This window comes from Leisingera aquaemixtae (assembly GCF_019801145.1).
GTDB classification, from domain to species: Bacteria; Pseudomonadota; Alphaproteobacteria; order Rhodobacterales; family Rhodobacteraceae; genus Leisingera; species Leisingera aquaemixtae_A.
This window is the reverse complement of sequence record NZ_JAHVJQ010000001.1, coordinates 493,591-509,506: the sequence shown is the minus strand read 5'-3', so window position 1 is coordinate 509,506 and position 15,916 is coordinate 493,591. Positions and strand designations below refer to the sequence as shown.

Here is a 15,916-nt window from a genome sequence, read left to right as displayed (position 1 = left end):
TTCCGGCAGCCGTCGGCGCCTAGAAGGTTTTGGTGTAGAGCGTCAGGATCTGGGTCAGATCCCGGCGCGGAAGTTCATCTGGAAGCAGTTCGAAGCGGGCCATGCGGCCGCGGGTCTGAACCGGCTTCACCCATTTTTCGACCTGCTTGTACAGCGCCCGCCCGGCGTAGTCGTCAAACAGCACGGTGACGGGCCGCTCCGTGCGCAGCATAACGGTAAGAAAGCAGGCAGCCCGGAAGCGGCCGTCAATCAGGACCAGGTCCGGTGCCTCGAAGGCTTCGAGGTCCCAGACGGAGTTCGGATACTGGTGGAACCGCCGCCACATATCATTGTTCAGCGGCCGGCCCCACTTGCCGGTCTTGCCGACATTTGCGTGGTGCACGTGCACCTCCGACGTGGCGCCTGCCTGGCGAAAATACCGCTTCATCATGCGGTACCACATCTTGTCGGACTCAACGGAAAAGACCTTTTTCCCGCTCAGCTCAGACGCCAGCACGGTCGAGCCGCCGCTACCGTATTCCAGGATGACGCTTGCATCCTGGTAATGGCTGCGCACCCACTCCGCCTCTTCCGGCGGCAGGGTGAGCGCCGGGCGCTCGATCAGCTGCTCGTCTTTGGCCATGCCCGTCTCCCGGCCCCTTAGCCCAGCACCACGGCGGTGCCGCTGGCCGAAACCATCAGCATGGACTGGCCGACCACCTCATAGTCCAGATCGACGCCGACCACGGCATTGGCGCCCTTGGACCGGGCGCGTTCTTCCAGTTCGCTCAGCGCGGTTTCGCGTGCGTCCTGCAGCTTGCTTTCATAGGCGCCGGAGCGGCCGCCGACGATGTCGGTGATCGAGGCAAAGACATCGCGCACCACATTGGCGCCCATGATCGCCTCGCCCACCACGATGCCCTTGTATTCGGCAATCTGGTAGCCTTCGACGGAATTGGTGGTTGTGACGATCATGCTCTTGCCTCCTTGCCGTGATGCCCAAGGGCCTGCCATCAGCCGACAGACCCTTCCAGCGAAATTGCAACCAGCTGCTGGGCTTCCATGGCGAACTCCATCGGCAGCGCCTGCAGCACGTCCTTGCAGAAGCCGTTCACCACCAGGGCCACAGCCTCTTCCTCGTCCATGCCGCGCTGGCGGCAGTAGAACAGCTGGTCGTCATCCACCTTCGATGTGGTCGCCTCATGCTCCACGCGGGAGGAGTTGTTCTTGACCTCGATGTAGGGAACCGTGTGCGCCCCGCATTTGTCACCGATCAGCAAGCTGTCGCACTGGGTGTAGTTGCGCGAGTTCTTGGCCTTGGGGTGCATCGACACCAGGCCGCGGTAGGTGTTCTGCGCCTTGCCGGCAGAGATGCCCTTGGACACGATCCGGGACTTGGTGTTCTTGCCCAGGTGCACCATCTTGGTGCCGGTGTCGGCCTGCTGCATGTTGTTGGTGATGGCAATCGAGTAGAACTCGCCCTGGCTTTCATTGCCGCGCAGGATGCAGGAGGGGTATTTCCAGGTCACGGCAGAGCCGGTCTCCACCTGGGTCCACATCACCTTGGCGCGGTCGCCGCGGCAGTCGGCGCGCTTGGTCACGAAGTTGTAGATGCCGCCCTTGCCGTTCTCGTCGCCCGGATACCAGTTCTGGACGGTGGAGTATTTCACCTCGGCGTCTTCCTCCACGATGATCTCCACCACAGCGGCGTGCAGCTGTGCAGTGTCGCGCTGCGGCGCGGTGCAGCCTTCGAGGTAGGACACGTAGGAGCCCTTGTCAGCGATGATCAGGGTGCGTTCGAACTGGCCTGTGTTTTCCGCGTTGATGCGGAAATAGGTCGACAGCTCCATCGGGCAGCGCACGCCCGGCGGCACGTAGACAAAAGAACCGTCGGAGAACACGGCGGAGTTCAGCGTCGCATAGAAGTTGTCCGACACCGGAACCACCGAGCCGAGGTATTTTTTCACCAGCTCCGGGTGCTCCTTGATCGCCTCGGAGATCGAGCAGAAAATGACGCCCGCTTCCTTCAGTTCCTTCTGGAAGGTGGTGCCGACAGAGACGGAGTCGAACACCGCGTCCACAGCAACCTTGCGGCCTTCTTCCGGGGTCTCGCCTGCGCCTTCGACACCGGCCAGGATCATCTGCTCTTTCAGCGGGATACCCAGCTTTTCGTAAGTCGCCAGCAGCTTGGGATCGACTTCATCCAGCGACTTGGGCTTGGTCTCCATCGACTTGGGCCGGGCATAGTAATACTGATCCTGGAAGTCGATTTCCGGGTAGTCGACCATCGCCCAGTCAGGCTCTTCTTTCTGCAGCCAGCGTTTGTAGGCCGCCAGCCGCCACTCGGTCATCCATTCCGGCTCTTCGTTCTTTTCCGAGATCAGCTTAACGATATCCGGGGTCAGCCCCTTGGGGGCGTATTCCATCTCGATATCGGTTTCCCAGCCGTATTTGTAAGCACCGCCGACCTCGCGCACCGCATCCACGGTTTCCTGGTCAACACCTTCCTTGACTTGGGTCTGGTCCAAAGCGGCCATTGTCATCTCCTCACTCACGCCGCGCGGGCGCGATGTTTCTTTTCTTTCTGCAGCCACGCCTCGGCAAAGCGCAGCACGTCTTCTTCCGTTGTCTCCGGCCCCAGCGACACGCGCACCGCGCCTTGGGCTGTGGCCTCGTCATATCCCATTGCGGTCAGCACCGCGCTGGCGCGCACCTTGCCGCTGGAACAGGCGCTGCCGGCGCTGATCGCAAAGCCCGCAAGGTCCATCTGCATGACCTGGGTTTCGCCCTTCCAGCCCGGCGTTGCGAAACACAGGGTGTTCGGCAGCCGCTTCTGATCCTTCCCGACAAAAATAGTATGGCTTACGCCAGACACAAGCGCCTTTTCTAGAATATTTCTAAGTTCTGCAACCCTGTCCCAGACACCATTTGCCAGATCTTTTGCGGCTGCTTCAGCTGCGGCGCCGAAGCCTGCAATTCCAATGACATTTTCCGTGCCGGACCGGCGCCCCATTTCCTGGCCGCCGCCCTTGATCTGCGCCGGCAGATCGGTGCCGCGTTTCATCACCACAGCGCCGATACCCTTAGGCCCGCCCAGCTTGTGCGCCGAAATCAGCGCCATTTGCACGCCCAGCCAGTTGAACGCAACCGGCAGTTTGCCAAAGGCCTGGGTGGCATCGGTGACCGCCAGACCCTCCGGCAGCGCCTGCACGATGCCGGTTTCGGAATTGGCAAGCTGCAAAGTGGACTGGGCGGGATCGCTGATCCGAACCGCGCCGTCATCCGTTACCGGCAGGTCCTCGACGGTCCAGGCCCGCACGGCATCATGCTCCACCGGTGCGCCATGCAGGCCGCGCCCGGCCAGCGCCAATGATGCGCCTTCGGTAGATCCGGAGGTAAACACAATATCCGCCCCGTCCGCGCCAAAGGCCGCAGCCACCTGCGCGCGCGCCTTCTCCACCAGCGCCTTGGCGGCCCGGCCCTCGGCATGCACCGACGACGGGTTGCCGCAAACCTCCATCGCCGCAATCATCGCTGCCTTCGCCTCAGGGCGCAGCAGTGCGGTGGCGTTATGGTCGAGGTAAACACGTTTCATAGAGTCATCTTTTCGCGGGCAGCTGCCGCGTCATAATGGGTTTTGTACAAATCTGCAAAGGCCTCGGCGTAATCCAGACGAAGCTGGTAGCTGTAACCAGGCTGCAGGAAATACGGCGCCTGTCCGGCAGTGTCTTCAAACATCCGAATGAGTAGGTGACCGGGCACCTCGATGTGAGGCTTCGCCGGTCCAGTCAAGAAGTTGTAAATTTTACCCCAAAAATGACGCGACCGCGCCCAGGTTTCCCTGGCTGAGGCAGTTGCCCGAAACAGGAAAACGTAAACTTCGCTGGCGGTCATGCCTGCAAAGGCCAGCCGCTCAATCCAGGCGCCCCGCTCCGCTCGATCGCTTCCCTTGACAAGGTGCCGGTCCACAGAAGCCACGGAGCCGAGCTTGGGCGCCAGCGCACCAAAAGCTTCAAAAGCTTCCGGGCTTTGTACGGACAGATCGGTTCCATCCAATCCGCAGATAGCGGGATATTGGGAAAAATCCGGGTGCACTCTCAGTCATCCACCACCGCAAACAGGCTGGGCACAGCCGGGCATGGGGCCAGATCGTTCTTGATCACATCCGACAGGCGGGTCTGGTGCAGAAACACATATACATGCGCGCTCAGACCTTCCCACAGGCGGTTGGTCAGCGATTGCGCGCGGCTGCCGGACAAGGCGCCGGAAGCCCCTGCCCCCTTGTGCATGGCATCGACAGTTTCGTCGACCGCCGACAGCACATCCACCACCCGCACCTCGGACGGAGGCATGGCAAGGCGGTAGCCGCCGCCAGGCCCACGCACCGACTCGACCAGCCCCGCGCGGCGCAGCTTGACAAACAGCTGCTCCAGATAGGGCAGCGAGATATCCTGGCGCTTGGAAATGTCGCCCAGCGGCACCAGATCGCCCTGCGGCTGCAGCGCGATATCCGCCAGCGCAACCATCGCATAGCGCCCTTTGGTGGAAAGCTTCATAATTTATCCCTCGAAACCAGGGCGCGAGTGCGAAAACATTGACCTTCCCTCCGACTGTGCGTATCTCAGCCTGACGGTGTATGGCGAGGCCAGAGCCCGTGATTAGAACTGTTCTAAGATGCCTGACCGAACCCGTCAAGTATTCTGCCGGCAGACCCGACAACGAGAGTAGGATTTTAACCGCCCATGCCCGAGGTCATCTTTCCTGGACCCGAAGGCCGCCTCGAAGGCCGCTATCACCCGCAAAAAGAAAAAGACGCCCCGATCGCCATCGTGCTGCACCCGCATCCGCAGTTCGGCGGCACCATGAACAACAAGGTGGTCTACAACCTCCACTACGCGTTCTACAACATGGGCTTCACGGTTCTGCGGTTCAATTTCCGCGGCGTCGGCCGCAGCCAGGGCGAATACGACCAGGGCGTCGGCGAGCTGTCCGATGCCGCCTCGGCGCTGGATTACCTGCAGTCGATGAACTCCAACTCCAAGCATTGCTGGGTTGCGGGCTTCTCCTTCGGCGCCTGGATCGGCATGCAGCTCTTGATGCGCCGCCCGGAGATCACCGGTTTCATCTCGGTTGCGCCGCCGGCCAACATGTATGATTTCTCCTTCCTGGCGCCCTGCCCGTCCTCGGGCTTGATCATCAACGGCACCGCCGACCGCGTAGCGCCGCCCGCGGACACCGCCAGCCTGGTCAGCAAGCTGCATGAGCAGAAGGGCATCACCATCACCCACACCGAGGTGGAGGGGGCTGACCACTTCTTCCAGGAACCGCATATGGACACGATGATCAGCACCGTGACCGATTATGTGAAACGCCGCCTGACGGAGAACACCCGCTGATGAGCGGGACCATCGAAACGCTGGCCCAAAAACTGGCGGTCGATACTCTCAAGGTGCAGGACGCCTGCGGTGAAGAGCGGTTCTATGTGGAGGTCGGCCAGGTGCTTGGCGCGGCCTCCCAGTCGCTTGAAGAGGCGTTTCTGACAGAAATCCGCGTGCGCCTGGCCGAACGCAAGGCGCGCGAGTTTCTCAACAAGAAAGTGGCCGAACTGCAGGCGCAGCTCGGCGCCAAAGGTGAGGCGTGAGCGCCCGTCTGGAGGCGCAGTTCGCCTTTCTGCTGGAAGCCGACAAACTCCGCCGGGTTGAACGCCAGAACCTGATCCTCGATTGCAGCCGCTGCGAAAATTCGGCCGAGCACAGCTGGCACCTGGCGCTTTATGCGCTGGTTCTGGCCCCCTTCGCCGCGCCTGGCGTGGATGTGTTCCGCGCCATCCGGATGCTGCTGCTGCACGATCTGGTCGAGATCGACGCAGGCGACCATCCAATTACCGGTGAAGTCGACTGGGACGCGGTGGCACAGGCGGAACAGGCTGCTGCCCAGCGGCTGTTCGGGCTGCTGCCAGCGGATCAAGGCACCGAGTTCCTGTCCTTGTGGCACGAGTTCGAAGCCGCCGAGAGCCCCGAAGCGCAGTTTGCCAAGCGGGTGGACCACTGCCAGCCGATCTTTCAGACGCTATATGGGGCCCGGCCGCTGGACTGGCATATCGATGTGGTCCGGCAGAACCTGTTCGGCGGCCGTGCAGCTGCGCTGGAACAGCACCTGCCGGAAGCCTTCCACCACGCGCTGTCGCTGCTGGGCGAGGACACCGGCTATGACTGCAGCCGCCTGACCGCCCGCCTGCCCTTCCTCAATGAGGCCGACAAGCTGAAGCTGGTCACCCGCGCCTCCAAGCTCGGCGACGGCTCGCGGCATGAAAACTCGGCCGAGCACAGCTGGCATATCATGCTTTATGCCTGGGTGCTGTCAGAACACAGCGCCGGGACAGTCGAGGTCGACCGCGTTCTGCAAATGCTGCTGCTGCATGACCTGGTGGAGATCGACGCTGGCGATGCACCGATCCACGGGGTGGTTGACCCCGCAGCCCTTGCCGCCCTGGCTGCCGAGGAACTTGCTGCCGCCGACCGCCTTTTCGGCTTGCTGCCTTCGGATCACGGCACGCCCATGCGGACAATCTGGGAAGAGTTCGAGGCCGCGGAAAGCCCGGACGCCGTATTTGCCAAGTCCATCGACCGTGTGCAGCCGGTGCTGTTGAACCTGCTGAACGGCGGCGGCAGCTGGGTCGATTATGACGTGAGCCTGCCGCAGCTCGACGCCCGCGTCGGCGGCAAGGTCAGCCGCGGCGCGCCAGAGGTATGGACCTATGTCCGGGCGCAGGTCGAAACCTGGTTCCGCGAGGCCGGGCGCCTGTAAAGGCCAGTGCAGCCCCGCCGGCGGGGTTGCATATCACTCCAGAAACGGTTGAAACGGCTGGGTTTCCGCGCCTTCGGGCGTCAGCATCAGAAACTCGCCGGGTTTCAGCTCGCACCATGCTTCTCCAGTGTCCTCAAGCGGCTCTGATACCACCGCCCAGCCCTTCATGCTCCGGCTCCAGCGGTAGTAGACGGACGGCGCAATGCTGTCTGAAGAATAGCGCGCCGCATAGAGCGTCCTGCCATCCGACATCGCCACCGACAGCCGCATGTGCGGCGTGGTTCCCCGCGATCGCGACAAGCCCTCCATCCGCGTCACCGCACGTTCCAGCGCCCCTTTGGGGTCCGCGTCCAGATCCTCCCGCAGCGCCAGCAGAAACAGCACCTCGCTGTCGGTGGCACCTCTGCGGTGCTCATACAGCTCGTCCGGGATGCACATGTCCGCGTGGCGGCGGAACTTCTCGAACCCGCCGACCTGGCCGTTGTGCATGAAGCTCCACTTGCCGGCGGTAAAGGGGTGGCAGTTGTTGCGGCTGGTGGCGGAACCGGTGGAGGCCCGCACATGGGCCAGGAACAGCCGGGATTGCACCTGATGCACCAGCGCCCGCAGGTTGCAGTCCGACCAGGCCGGATAAACATCGCGGTAAAGCCCCGGCTCAGGCCGCTGGCCGTACCAGGCAATGCCGAACCCGTCGCCATTAGTGGCGGTCTTGCATTCCACTGCCTTCTGGCTTTGCGCAATCAGCGAATGCGCCGGAGTTGATATGATGTCTTCCAGGAAGACGTCGGCACCCGTGTAGGCAGCCCAGCGGCACATGTGGCAGTCCCCATCCAGCATTCGGGAATCAGATCAGCGTTTCCGCCAGACCCAGATTATCGGGACAGGTTCCTAAGAATTCCTGCACCTTCAGTCCAGCGTATCCGCGCAAAGTGGCCTGTTCATTCCCGCATCCAGGCGAAATGCGGCAGGCGGTGACGCATCAGGACTTCCGCCGCCGCACCGGATGCGGTACCGGGGAAGCAGGCAAAGGCCCGCGAGGCCGGACAAAACGTGCGAACGGAGGCAGCGATGCCGGTACATTACGTCTACCTGATCATTGCGGTGGCAGCGGAAACCATCGGCACCACGGCCTTGCAGGCCAGCCAGCAGTTTTCCCGGCTTGGGCCGTCGCTGATTGTGCTGGTCGCCTATGCCTTCTCCTTCTACATGATGGGGCTCACGCTCAAATTCATGCCGGTGGGCATTGTCTACGCCATCTGGTCCGGCCTCGGCATTCTGCTGATCGCTGTGATCGCCTTTATCGTCTTTGGTCAAAAGCTGGACCTGCCTGCCGTCATCGGCATGGTTTTAATCATGTCTGGCATTGTCATCATTCACCTGTTCTCCAAGTCTTCGGGCCACTGATCCGTATTTGCAGGGCTCTCCAGCGGTTTTTCTCTGGCCTTTGTTCGGGGTTCGGGCTATGCGCGGCCCAACTTCCTTACAAAGGCGAACGTCATGGATATGCGCAACATTGCGATCATTGCTCACGTTGACCACGGCAAGACCACCCTGGTTGACGAGCTGCTGAAACAGTCCGGCGCCTTCCGCGAAAACCAGGCTGTGGCGGAACGCGCCATGGACAGCAACGATCTGGAGCGCGAGCGCGGCATCACTATTTTTGCCAAACCGACCTCGGTGGAATGGCACGGCACCCGCATCAACATCGTCGACACCCCCGGCCACGCCGATTTCGGCGGCGAGGTGGAGCGGATCCTGTCGATGGTCGACGGCGTGGTGCTGCTGGTGGACGCGGCCGAAGGCCCGATGCCGCAGACCAAGTTCGTGACCTCCAAGGCGCTGGCCCTGGGCCTGCGCCCGATCGTGGTTCTGAACAAGGTCGACAAGCCGGACGCCGAACCCGACCGCGCGCTGGACGAATGCTTTGACCTCTTTGCCTCGCTCGACGCCACTGAGGACCAGCTGGACTTCCCGCATCTTTACGCTTCCGGCCGCTCCGGCTGGGCCGATGCCGATCTGGACGGCCCGCGCAAGGATCTGCACGCGCTGTTCAACCTGATCGTGAACCACGTTCCGGAACCCAAGCAGATCAAGCAGCAGGACGACGATTTCCGGATGCTGGCAACCACGCTGGGCAGCGACCCGTTTGTCGGCCGCATCCTGACCGGGCGCGTCGAATCCGGCAAGCTCAAGGTTGGCGCCACCGTGCAGGCGATCTCCCGCATCGGCCAGAAAATCGAGCAGTTCCGCGTCACCAAGATCCAGGCGTTCCGCGGCCTGGCCCAGCAGGACATCGAAGAAGCCCAGGCAGGCGACATCGTCTCCATCGCCGGCATGTCCAAGGCAACCGTGGCCGACACCATCTGCGCGCTGGCCGTGGATGAGCCGCTGGACGCGCAGCCGATCGACCCGCCGACCATCACCGTGACCTTCGGCATCAACGACAGCCCTCTCGCGGGGCGCGACGGCAAGAAGGTGCAATCCCGCGTCATCCGCGACCGCCTGATGAAAGAGGCCGAAAGCAACGTCGCCATCAAGATCCAGGACACCCCCGGCGGCGAAGCGTTCGAGGTTTCCGGCCGCGGCGAACTGCAGATGGGCGTTCTGATCGAGAACATGCGCCGCGAAGGCTTCGAGCTGTCGATCTCCCGCCCGCAGGTGATCATGAAGGAAGTCGACGGCGTCCGCATGGAGCCGATCGAAGAAGCCACCATCGACGTCGATGACGAATACTCCGGCGCGGTGATCGAGAAGCTGACCGGCGCCCGCAAGGGTGAGCTGGTCGAGATGAAGCCCGCAGGCGCAGGCAAGACCCGCATCATTGCCCACGTCCCCTCTCGCGGGCTGATCGGCTATCACGGCGAGTTCCTGACCGACACACGCGGCACCGGCGTGCTGAACCGCGTGTTCCACGGCTGGGCGCCGCACAAGGGCGCAATCCCGGGCCGCCGCGCCGGCGTGCTGATCTCGATGGAGAACGGCCAGTCGGTTGCTTACGCGCTGTGGAACCTCGAAGAGCGCGGCAAGATGATGATCGGCGCCCAGGCCGACGTCTACACCGGCATGATCATCGGCGAGCATTCGCGCGACAACGACCTGGAAGTGAACCCGCTGAAGGGCAAGAAGCTCACCAACGTGCGCGCCTCCGGCACAGATGACGCGGTGCGGCTGACCACCCCGATGTCGCTGTCGCTGGAAGAGGCGATTGCCTATATCAACGACGACGAGCTGGTTGAAGTGACGCCGAACAACGTGCGCCTGCGCAAGCGCTACCTGGACCCGCATGAGCGCAAGCGGATGTCCAAGGCCGCAAGCTGATCCAGATCCCAAAGGCCGCCGCTTTGGCGGCCTTTTCCGTTTCCGCCGCCGCGTGTTAGCCTGCCCGAAACGCGGAGGGCTCAAATGCGGAAACTTCAAGTTCAGGGCGTGCACCACATCACGCTGACTGGCGCCGGCAGGCAGACGTCGATTGACTTTTGGGAGGGGGTGCTGGGCATGCCCTTCATCTTCGACCAGCCCAATCTCGACAACCCGGACGAAGGCCACCTGTATTTCGACCCCGGCGACGGGCGCCTGATCACAGTCTTTACAGATGAAACCCGCACGGCAGACCCCGGCCGCACCCCCACAGAGCCCGGCTGCGTGCACCACCTTGCGTTCAATGTCAGCAAGGCGGCATTTTCACAGGCGGTGACGCGCCTGGACGAACGCGGCATCAGCCATTCCGGCCCCAAGGACCGCGGCTTCATGGATTCGATCTATTTCAAGGATCCGATGGGCCTTCTGATCGAGCTTGCCTGCTACCGGTTCGAACCGCCCGCTTTTTGCAGCCATGCCGACGTCATGATCGAGGCGCACAGGATCCGCGTCGACCGCGGCGACTACAACATTCAGGAGGAACACCTGGCCGACGCCATCGAAGCCCTGGTGGCACGCCGCCAGTCCAGCCTGTCGGAAGACCGTTCCGCCAAAGACCCCTACTGAAAAGGGCGCAGCAGCGCCGCGCCCCTTTCATCTTTCCGTCAAATACTCAAACGGCGGACCGCTTGCCCGGCGCGCAGGCCCCTACTCGCTGGTCTCGACCACCATCAGCTCGCGCTCGGAAGCGCCGCGCGCGTGGTCCAGCGCTTCCTGGTATTCCGGGCTGTGATAGCAATCCACCGCCGCTTCAACGCTCGGGAACCTGGCCACAACATTGCGCGGCCGCTCCTTGCCTTCCAGCTGCACGAACCGGCCGCCGCGGGCAATGAACTCCCCGCCATGCTTGGCAATGGCCGGGCCTGCCAGTTCGGCATATTTGCCATAGGCGTCGGCGTCAGTAACGGTCACATGTGCAATCCAAAGTGCGGGCATCGGAGCCTCCCAGTTTCATGATCTTTCCAGCAGCTTAGGCAGATTGCCGGAAAGACCAAGTGTTTTTGACCAAATAGTCAGCCAGCCAGCAGTGCCTCCGCGGCCTTGATGGCCTCCTCGGCGCCGGTGAAGTCCTTGCCGCCGCCCTGGGCCATGTCCGGACGGCCGCCGCCGCCCTTGCCGCCCACGGCCGGAACCGCGGCCTTCAGCACATCGACAGCTGAGATGTCGCCGGTCAGATCGTCGGTGACACCGGCCGCCACGGCCACCTTGCCGTCTTCCTCGGCGATCAGCAGGATCACACCGGAGCCTATGTTCTGCTTGTGCTTGTCGATCAGCCCGCGCAGGTCCTTGCCGGACACGCCCTGCAGCGCCTGGGCTAGGAACTTCTTGCCATTGACGTCCTTAGCCTCGGCTCCGCCGCCGGAACCGCCGCCCATGGCGACCTGCTGCTTGAGGTTGGAAATCTCGTTCTGCAGCGCCTTGCGCTCGTCCATCATCGCCTTGAGACGCTCCAGGACATCCGCAGGCTTCGCTTTCAAAGCCGCTGCGACCTCAGCCATGCGGCCTGCTTCACGCTCCAGATGCTCAACCGCCGCCGCACCGGTCAGCGCCTCGATCCGGCGCACGCCGGCAGAGGACGCGCTGTCGCCCAGGATGACGAAGGTGCCGATGTCGCCGGTCTGCTTCACATGGGTGCCGCCGCACAGCTCGATCGAGTAGGTGTCACCATCGTGGCCCTTGCCGGTCGGCGCACGGCCCATGGAGACAACCCGAACCTCTTCGCCGTATTTCTCGCCGAACAGCGCCTGGGCACCCAGTTCGCGCGCGTCATCGGGGGTCATGATCCGGGTGGAGACCGGCGTGTTCTGGCGGATGAAATCATTCACTTCGGCGCCGACGCTGGCCAGTTCATCCGCACTCATCGCCTTGTTGTGGCTGAAGTCGAAACGCAGGCGGTCCGCAGCATTGAGCGAGCCCTTCTGCGCCACATGTTCCCCCAGCGCGTTGCGCAGCGCCTCGTGCAGCAGGTGGGTGGCCGAGTGGTTGGCGCGGATCTTGCTGCGGCGTGCGTGATCCACTTCCATCGCAGCGCCCTTGCCAACGGCAATCTCGCCCTCGGTCACTTCGGCGATGTGCAGGAACAGGCCCTCCACCTTCTTGGTATCGGTGATGCGGGCCGCGCCGCCCTCAACAGTCAGCACACCGGTGTCGCCAACCTGGCCGCCGCTTTCGCCGTAGAACGGCGTCTGGTTCAGGATGACCTGCACCGTGTCGCCCTTGGCCGCGGACTGCAGCTGTGCACCGTCCTTGACGATGGCCACGATCTGCCCCTCGGCCTTTTCGGTCTCATAGCCCAGGAAATCAGTGGTGCCGGCAGCGTCCACGATGTCGAAGTAGACTTTCACATCCGCCGCTTCGCCCAGGCCAATACCGCCCGCGCGGGATTTCTCTTTCTGCTCCTTCATCGCAGCGTCGAAACCGTCGGTGTCGACCTCGATCTCCTTGGCGCGCAGGGCGTCCTGGGTCAGGTCGAGCGGGAAGCCGTAGGTGTCATACAGCTTGAACGCGGTTTCACCCGGCAGCACGTCGCCCTTGCCCAAATCGGAAGAGGCTTCGTCCAGCAGCTTCAGGCCGCGGTCCAGGGTCTTGAGGAAGCGGGTTTCTTCCTGTTCAAAGGTTTCTTCGATCAATGCCTGGCCCTGGCCGAGCTCCGGATAAGCCGCGCCCATTTTCTGGACCAGCGACGGCACCAGCTTGTGCATCACCGGATCGGTGGCACCCAGCAGGGAGGCGTGGCGCATCGCGCGGCGCATGATCCGGCGCAGCACGTAGCCGCGGCCTTCGTTCGAAGGCAGAACGCCTTCTGCGATCAGGAAGGAGCAGGAGCGCAGGTGATCGGCGATCACCCGGTGATGCACGTTCTGGTCGCCGAACGGATCGGTGTTCGTGGCATTCGCCGAGGCTTCGATCAGCGACTTGAATAGGTCGGTTTCATAGTTGTCGTGGGTGCCCTGCAGCAGCGCCGCAATCCGCTCCAGCCCCATGCCGGTGTCGATGGACTGCATGTCCAAGTCAACCATGGTGCCGTCCGCGAACTTCTCGTTCTGCATGAAAACGAGGTTCCAGATTTCGATGAACCGGTCACCGTCTTCTTCCGGCGAGCCCGGAGGGCCGCCCCAGATGTGGTCGCCGTGGTCATAGAAGATCTCGGTGCAGGGGCCGCAGGGGCCGGTGTCGCCCATCTGCCAGAAGTTGTCGGAGGTCGCGATACGGATGATCCGCTCCTCCGGCACGCCCATCTTCTTCCAGATGTCAAAGGCTTCGTCATCGGTGTGATAGACCGTGGTGTACAGCCGGTCCTTCGGAATGTCGAATTCCTTGGTGATCAGCTCCCAGGCAAAGGGGATCGCCTCTTCCTTGAAGTAGTCGCCAAAGGAGAAGTTGCCGAGCATCTCGAAGAAAGTGTGGTGGCGCGCGGTGTAACCGACGTTGTCGAGGTCGTTGTGCTTGCCGCCGGCGCGGACGCATTTCTGCGAGGTGGTCGCGCGCTTGTAGTCGCGGGTTTCCACCCCGGTGAAGCAGTTCTTGAACTGAACCATCCCGGAGTTGGTGAACATCAGGGTCGGGTCGTTGCGCGGCACCAGCGGGCTGGAATCGACGACTTCATGCCCCTGTTTGGCAAAGTAGTTCAGAAAGGTTGAGCGGATATCGTTGAGCGTCGGCATGTGCGGGATCTCTTGCGGGCTTAAAACAAGCGTTCCGGGCAGGTTTACCCCCCTGCCTGCGCGCTGTCCACAGCGGGAAGCGGCGCGGCCCCACGAAAAAGGGCGCAGCCAGCGCTGCGCCCCCGCATAATCAGGTTTTGATCAGATTTTCCAGCGCTTACGCCTCAAGGATGTCATCCGCATCGTCCAGATCCGGGCGCTCGAACTCGAGCCCGTGCGACGCGCGGATCTTGTCCTCGATGTCAAAGGCGATGGCCGGGTTTTCCTTCAGGAAGGTCTTGGCGTTCTCCCGCCCCTGCCCGATCCGCTCATCCCCGTAGGAGAACCAGGCGCCGGACTTGTTGACGACACCGGCCGCCACGCCCAGGTCCAGCAGTTCGCCCATCTTGGAGATGCCTTCGCCGTACATGATGTCGAATTCCACCTGCTTGAACGGCGGCGCCACCTTGTTCTTCACCACCTTGACGCGGGTTGCGTTGCCGACCACCTCGTCCCGGTCCTTGATCGAGCCGATGCGGCGGATGTCCAGCCGGACAGAGGAGTAGAATTTCAGCGCGTTGCCGCCGGTGGTGGTTTCGGGGGAGCCGAACATCACGCCGATCTTCATGCGGATCTGGTTGATGAAGATCACCATGCATTTGGAGCGGCTGATCGAGCCGGTCAGCTTGCGCATTGCCTGGCTCATCAGGCGGGCCTGCACGCCGACGTTGCTGTCGCCCATGTCGCCCTCAAGCTCCGACTTCGGGGTCAGTGCCGCCACCGAGTCGACGATCACCATGTTGACCGCGCCGGAGCGCACCAGCGTGTCGGTGATTTCCAGCGCCTGTTCGCCGGTGTCGGGCTGCGAGATCAGCAGCTCATCCAGGTCGACGCCCAGCTTGGCCGCATACTGCGGGTCCAGCGCATGTTCCGCGTCGACAAAGGCGCAGACGCCGCCCTTTTTCTGCTGTTCTGCAATGCAGTGCAGGGTCAGCGTGGTCTTGCCCGAGCTTTCCGGGCCGTAGATTTCGATGATCCGGCCCATCGGCAGGCCGCCGATCCCCAGCGCGATGTCCAGGCCAAGAGAGCCGGTCGAGCTCGCCTCGATCTCCTGCATGGCATTGCCATCGCCGAGCTTCATGATCGAGCCCTTGCCGAACTGCCGCTCAATCTGGGCAAGCGCGCTGTCCAGCGCCTTTTGCTTGTCACCGCTTACTTTATTTTTCATGGTCAAAAGATCCGCCATAGTCCCTTGTCCTTTTCTATGTGTCACACACCGGGGCGCGCGGCAATCACTGCTTTGTTCACCTCTTGTTCCTTATGAGATCAAAAAGAGAACATTGCAACAAAATTCTGGTGTACCCACTTCGGGACCTGGGTGTTAAAGATTGGTTTATGGTAAATCGGCAGCAAGATTTTTTACCGGGCAGTTAACGGAATGATGATATTTTTCAAGGAACGGCTGGCGCTTCTCTCCGTTCCCAAAACCGGCACCACCGCGTTTCAGGCAGCCTTGCGCAACCACGCCGATCTGGTGATTTCCGACCCGCCGGAACTGAAGCACGCGCCGCTCTACCGCTACAACCGCTGGATCCGGCCGATGTTTGAAAAGGTTTGCGGCGCGGAATTGGAGGTCGCAGCCGTGATGCGCGAACCCATCAGCTGGCTGGGCAGCTGGTACCGGTACCGTCAGCGTCCCGCACTGGACGGCAAGCCCAACTCCACCAAGGACGTCAGCTTCGACGATTTCCTGCACGCCTATTGCAAGGGCAAACCGCCCGCCTTCGCCAATGTCGGCAGCCAGGCAAAATTCCTGGAAGCGCAGCCCAATGGCTGCAAGGTGAGCCATCTGTTCCGCTATGAGGATCAGCAGGCGCTGAAGCAATTCCTGGAACGGCGCCTCGAGACAGAGATCCGCCTGGAACTCAAGAACGTCAGCCCCCAGGCGGATCTGTCGCTGAGCCCCGGGGCGGAGGCCCATGTCCGGCGCAAGCGCGCGGCAGAATTCGAGCTCTACAACTCGATCCCTATCCGCTGAACCACAAAAGCCGCCGGGCCCGGCGGCTTTC

Annotated in this window: 17 protein-coding genes; 7 read left to right on the top strand and 10 right to left on the bottom strand. The window is 62.4% G+C overall.

The window, feature by feature from the left end; genetic code table 11:
- Positions 1 to 19: 19 nt before the first annotated feature.
- The 6 genes from KUW17_RS02480 to KUW17_RS02455 are packed head-to-tail and all read right to left on the bottom strand — an operon-like array spanning position 20 to position 4,535.
- The gene (locus KUW17_RS02480) at positions 20 to 622 is read right to left on the bottom strand and encodes a hypothetical protein (protein ID WP_222475666.1); all 603 of its coding nucleotides are present in this window, start codon (positions 620 to 622) and stop codon (positions 20 to 22) included.
- A gap of 17 nt (positions 623 to 639) precedes the next feature.
- Positions 640 to 954, bottom strand: a complete 315-nt coding sequence (locus tag KUW17_RS02475; protein ID WP_222475663.1) for a YbjQ family protein — start codon at positions 952 to 954, stop codon at positions 640 to 642.
- Between the two features lie 38 nt (positions 955 to 992).
- Positions 993 to 2,516: a Fe-S cluster assembly protein SufB gene (sufB, locus tag KUW17_RS02470; RefSeq protein ID WP_222475661.1), complete on the bottom strand. Its 1,524-nt coding sequence runs from the start codon at positions 2,514 to 2,516 to the stop codon at positions 993 to 995.
- A 14-nt stretch (positions 2,517 to 2,530) separates the two neighbouring features.
- Positions 2,531 to 3,574: a cysteine desulfurase family protein gene (locus KUW17_RS02465; protein WP_222475659.1), complete on the bottom strand. Its 1,044-nt coding sequence runs from the start codon at positions 3,572 to 3,574 to the stop codon at positions 2,531 to 2,533.
- Positions 3,571 to 4,035 (bottom strand): hypothetical protein, encoded by a 465-nt coding sequence (locus KUW17_RS02460; protein ID WP_222475657.1) that lies wholly within the window; start codon positions 4,033 to 4,035, stop codon positions 3,571 to 3,573. Before KUW17_RS02460 ends, KUW17_RS02465 begins: the two co-directional genes overlap by 4 nt.
- A 41-nt stretch (positions 4,036 to 4,076) precedes the next feature.
- Complete coding sequence (locus KUW17_RS02455; RefSeq protein ID WP_019296280.1) at positions 4,077 to 4,535, bottom strand: Rrf2 family transcriptional regulator; 459 nt, start codon at positions 4,533 to 4,535, stop codon at positions 4,077 to 4,079.
- 186 nt (positions 4,536 to 4,721) lie between these two features.
- Here KUW17_RS02455 and KUW17_RS02450 point away from each other — a divergent pair, with 186 nt between their 5' ends.
- The 3 genes from KUW17_RS02450 to KUW17_RS02440 are packed head-to-tail and all read left to right on the top strand — an operon-like array spanning position 4,722 to position 6,786.
- Complete coding sequence (locus KUW17_RS02450) at positions 4,722 to 5,375, top strand: alpha/beta hydrolase (protein WP_222475654.1); 654 nt, start codon at positions 4,722 to 4,724, stop codon at positions 5,373 to 5,375.
- Complete coding sequence (locus tag KUW17_RS02445) at positions 5,375 to 5,620, top strand: hypothetical protein (protein WP_222475652.1); 246 nt, start codon at positions 5,375 to 5,377, stop codon at positions 5,618 to 5,620. The genes KUW17_RS02450 and KUW17_RS02445 overlap by 1 nt, the downstream gene beginning before the upstream one ends.
- Positions 5,617 to 6,786, top strand: a complete 1,170-nt coding sequence (locus KUW17_RS02440; RefSeq protein ID WP_222475650.1) for an HD domain-containing protein — start codon at positions 5,617 to 5,619, stop codon at positions 6,784 to 6,786. The genes KUW17_RS02445 and KUW17_RS02440 overlap by 4 nt, the downstream gene beginning before the upstream one ends.
- 33 nt (positions 6,787 to 6,819) lie before the next feature.
- Here the strand turns inward: KUW17_RS02440 and KUW17_RS02435 are convergent, their stop codons facing one another.
- The gene (locus KUW17_RS02435) at positions 6,820 to 7,602 is read right to left on the bottom strand and encodes a class II glutamine amidotransferase (RefSeq protein ID WP_222476283.1); all 783 of its coding nucleotides are present in this window, start codon (positions 7,600 to 7,602) and stop codon (positions 6,820 to 6,822) included.
- A gap of 252 nt (positions 7,603 to 7,854) precedes the next feature.
- Here KUW17_RS02435 and KUW17_RS02430 point away from each other — a divergent pair, with 252 nt between their 5' ends.
- The 3 genes from KUW17_RS02430 to KUW17_RS02420 all read left to right on the top strand — a co-directional run bounded on the left by KUW17_RS02430 (position 7,855) and on the right by KUW17_RS02420 (position 10,770).
- Complete coding sequence (locus KUW17_RS02430) at positions 7,855 to 8,190, top strand: DMT family transporter (protein ID WP_039183194.1); 336 nt, start codon at positions 7,855 to 7,857, stop codon at positions 8,188 to 8,190.
- A gap of 93 nt (positions 8,191 to 8,283) precedes the next feature.
- Positions 8,284 to 10,104 carry a translational GTPase TypA gene (gene typA, locus KUW17_RS02425; protein WP_222475649.1) on the top strand — a complete coding sequence of 607 codons (1,821 nt, stop codon included), beginning with the start codon at positions 8,284 to 8,286 and terminating at the stop codon, positions 10,102 to 10,104.
- A gap of 84 nt (positions 10,105 to 10,188) precedes the next feature.
- On the top strand, positions 10,189 to 10,770 hold the full coding sequence (locus KUW17_RS02420; RefSeq protein ID WP_222475648.1) for a VOC family protein: 582 nt from the start codon (positions 10,189 to 10,191) through the stop codon (positions 10,768 to 10,770).
- An 81-nt stretch (positions 10,771 to 10,851) separates the two neighbouring features.
- On the opposite strand, the gene KUW17_RS02415 is transcribed toward KUW17_RS02420, so the two are convergent.
- The 3 genes from KUW17_RS02415 to recA form a co-directional block, all read right to left on the bottom strand.
- A complete protein-coding gene (locus KUW17_RS02415; RefSeq protein WP_174147010.1) occupies positions 10,852 to 11,139 on the bottom strand; it encodes a DUF1330 domain-containing protein in 288 nt (95 codons plus the stop codon).
- A 77-nt stretch (positions 11,140 to 11,216) separates the two neighbouring features.
- Positions 11,217 to 13,868 carry an alanine--tRNA ligase gene (gene alaS / locus KUW17_RS02410; protein ID WP_222475647.1) on the bottom strand — a complete coding sequence of 884 codons (2,652 nt, stop codon included), beginning with the start codon at positions 13,866 to 13,868 and terminating at the stop codon, positions 11,217 to 11,219.
- Positions 13,869 to 14,025: 157 nt separating this feature from the next.
- Positions 14,026 to 15,093 (bottom strand): recombinase RecA, encoded by a 1,068-nt coding sequence (recA, locus tag KUW17_RS02405; protein WP_222475646.1) that lies wholly within the window; start codon positions 15,091 to 15,093, stop codon positions 14,026 to 14,028.
- A 192-nt stretch (positions 15,094 to 15,285) separates the two neighbouring features.
- Here recA and KUW17_RS02400 point away from each other — a divergent pair, with 192 nt between their 5' ends.
- On the top strand, positions 15,286 to 15,885 hold the full coding sequence (locus KUW17_RS02400) for a gamma-glutamyl kinase (RefSeq protein WP_222475645.1): 600 nt from the start codon (positions 15,286 to 15,288) through the stop codon (positions 15,883 to 15,885).
- Positions 15,886 to 15,916: the final 31 nt, after the last annotated feature.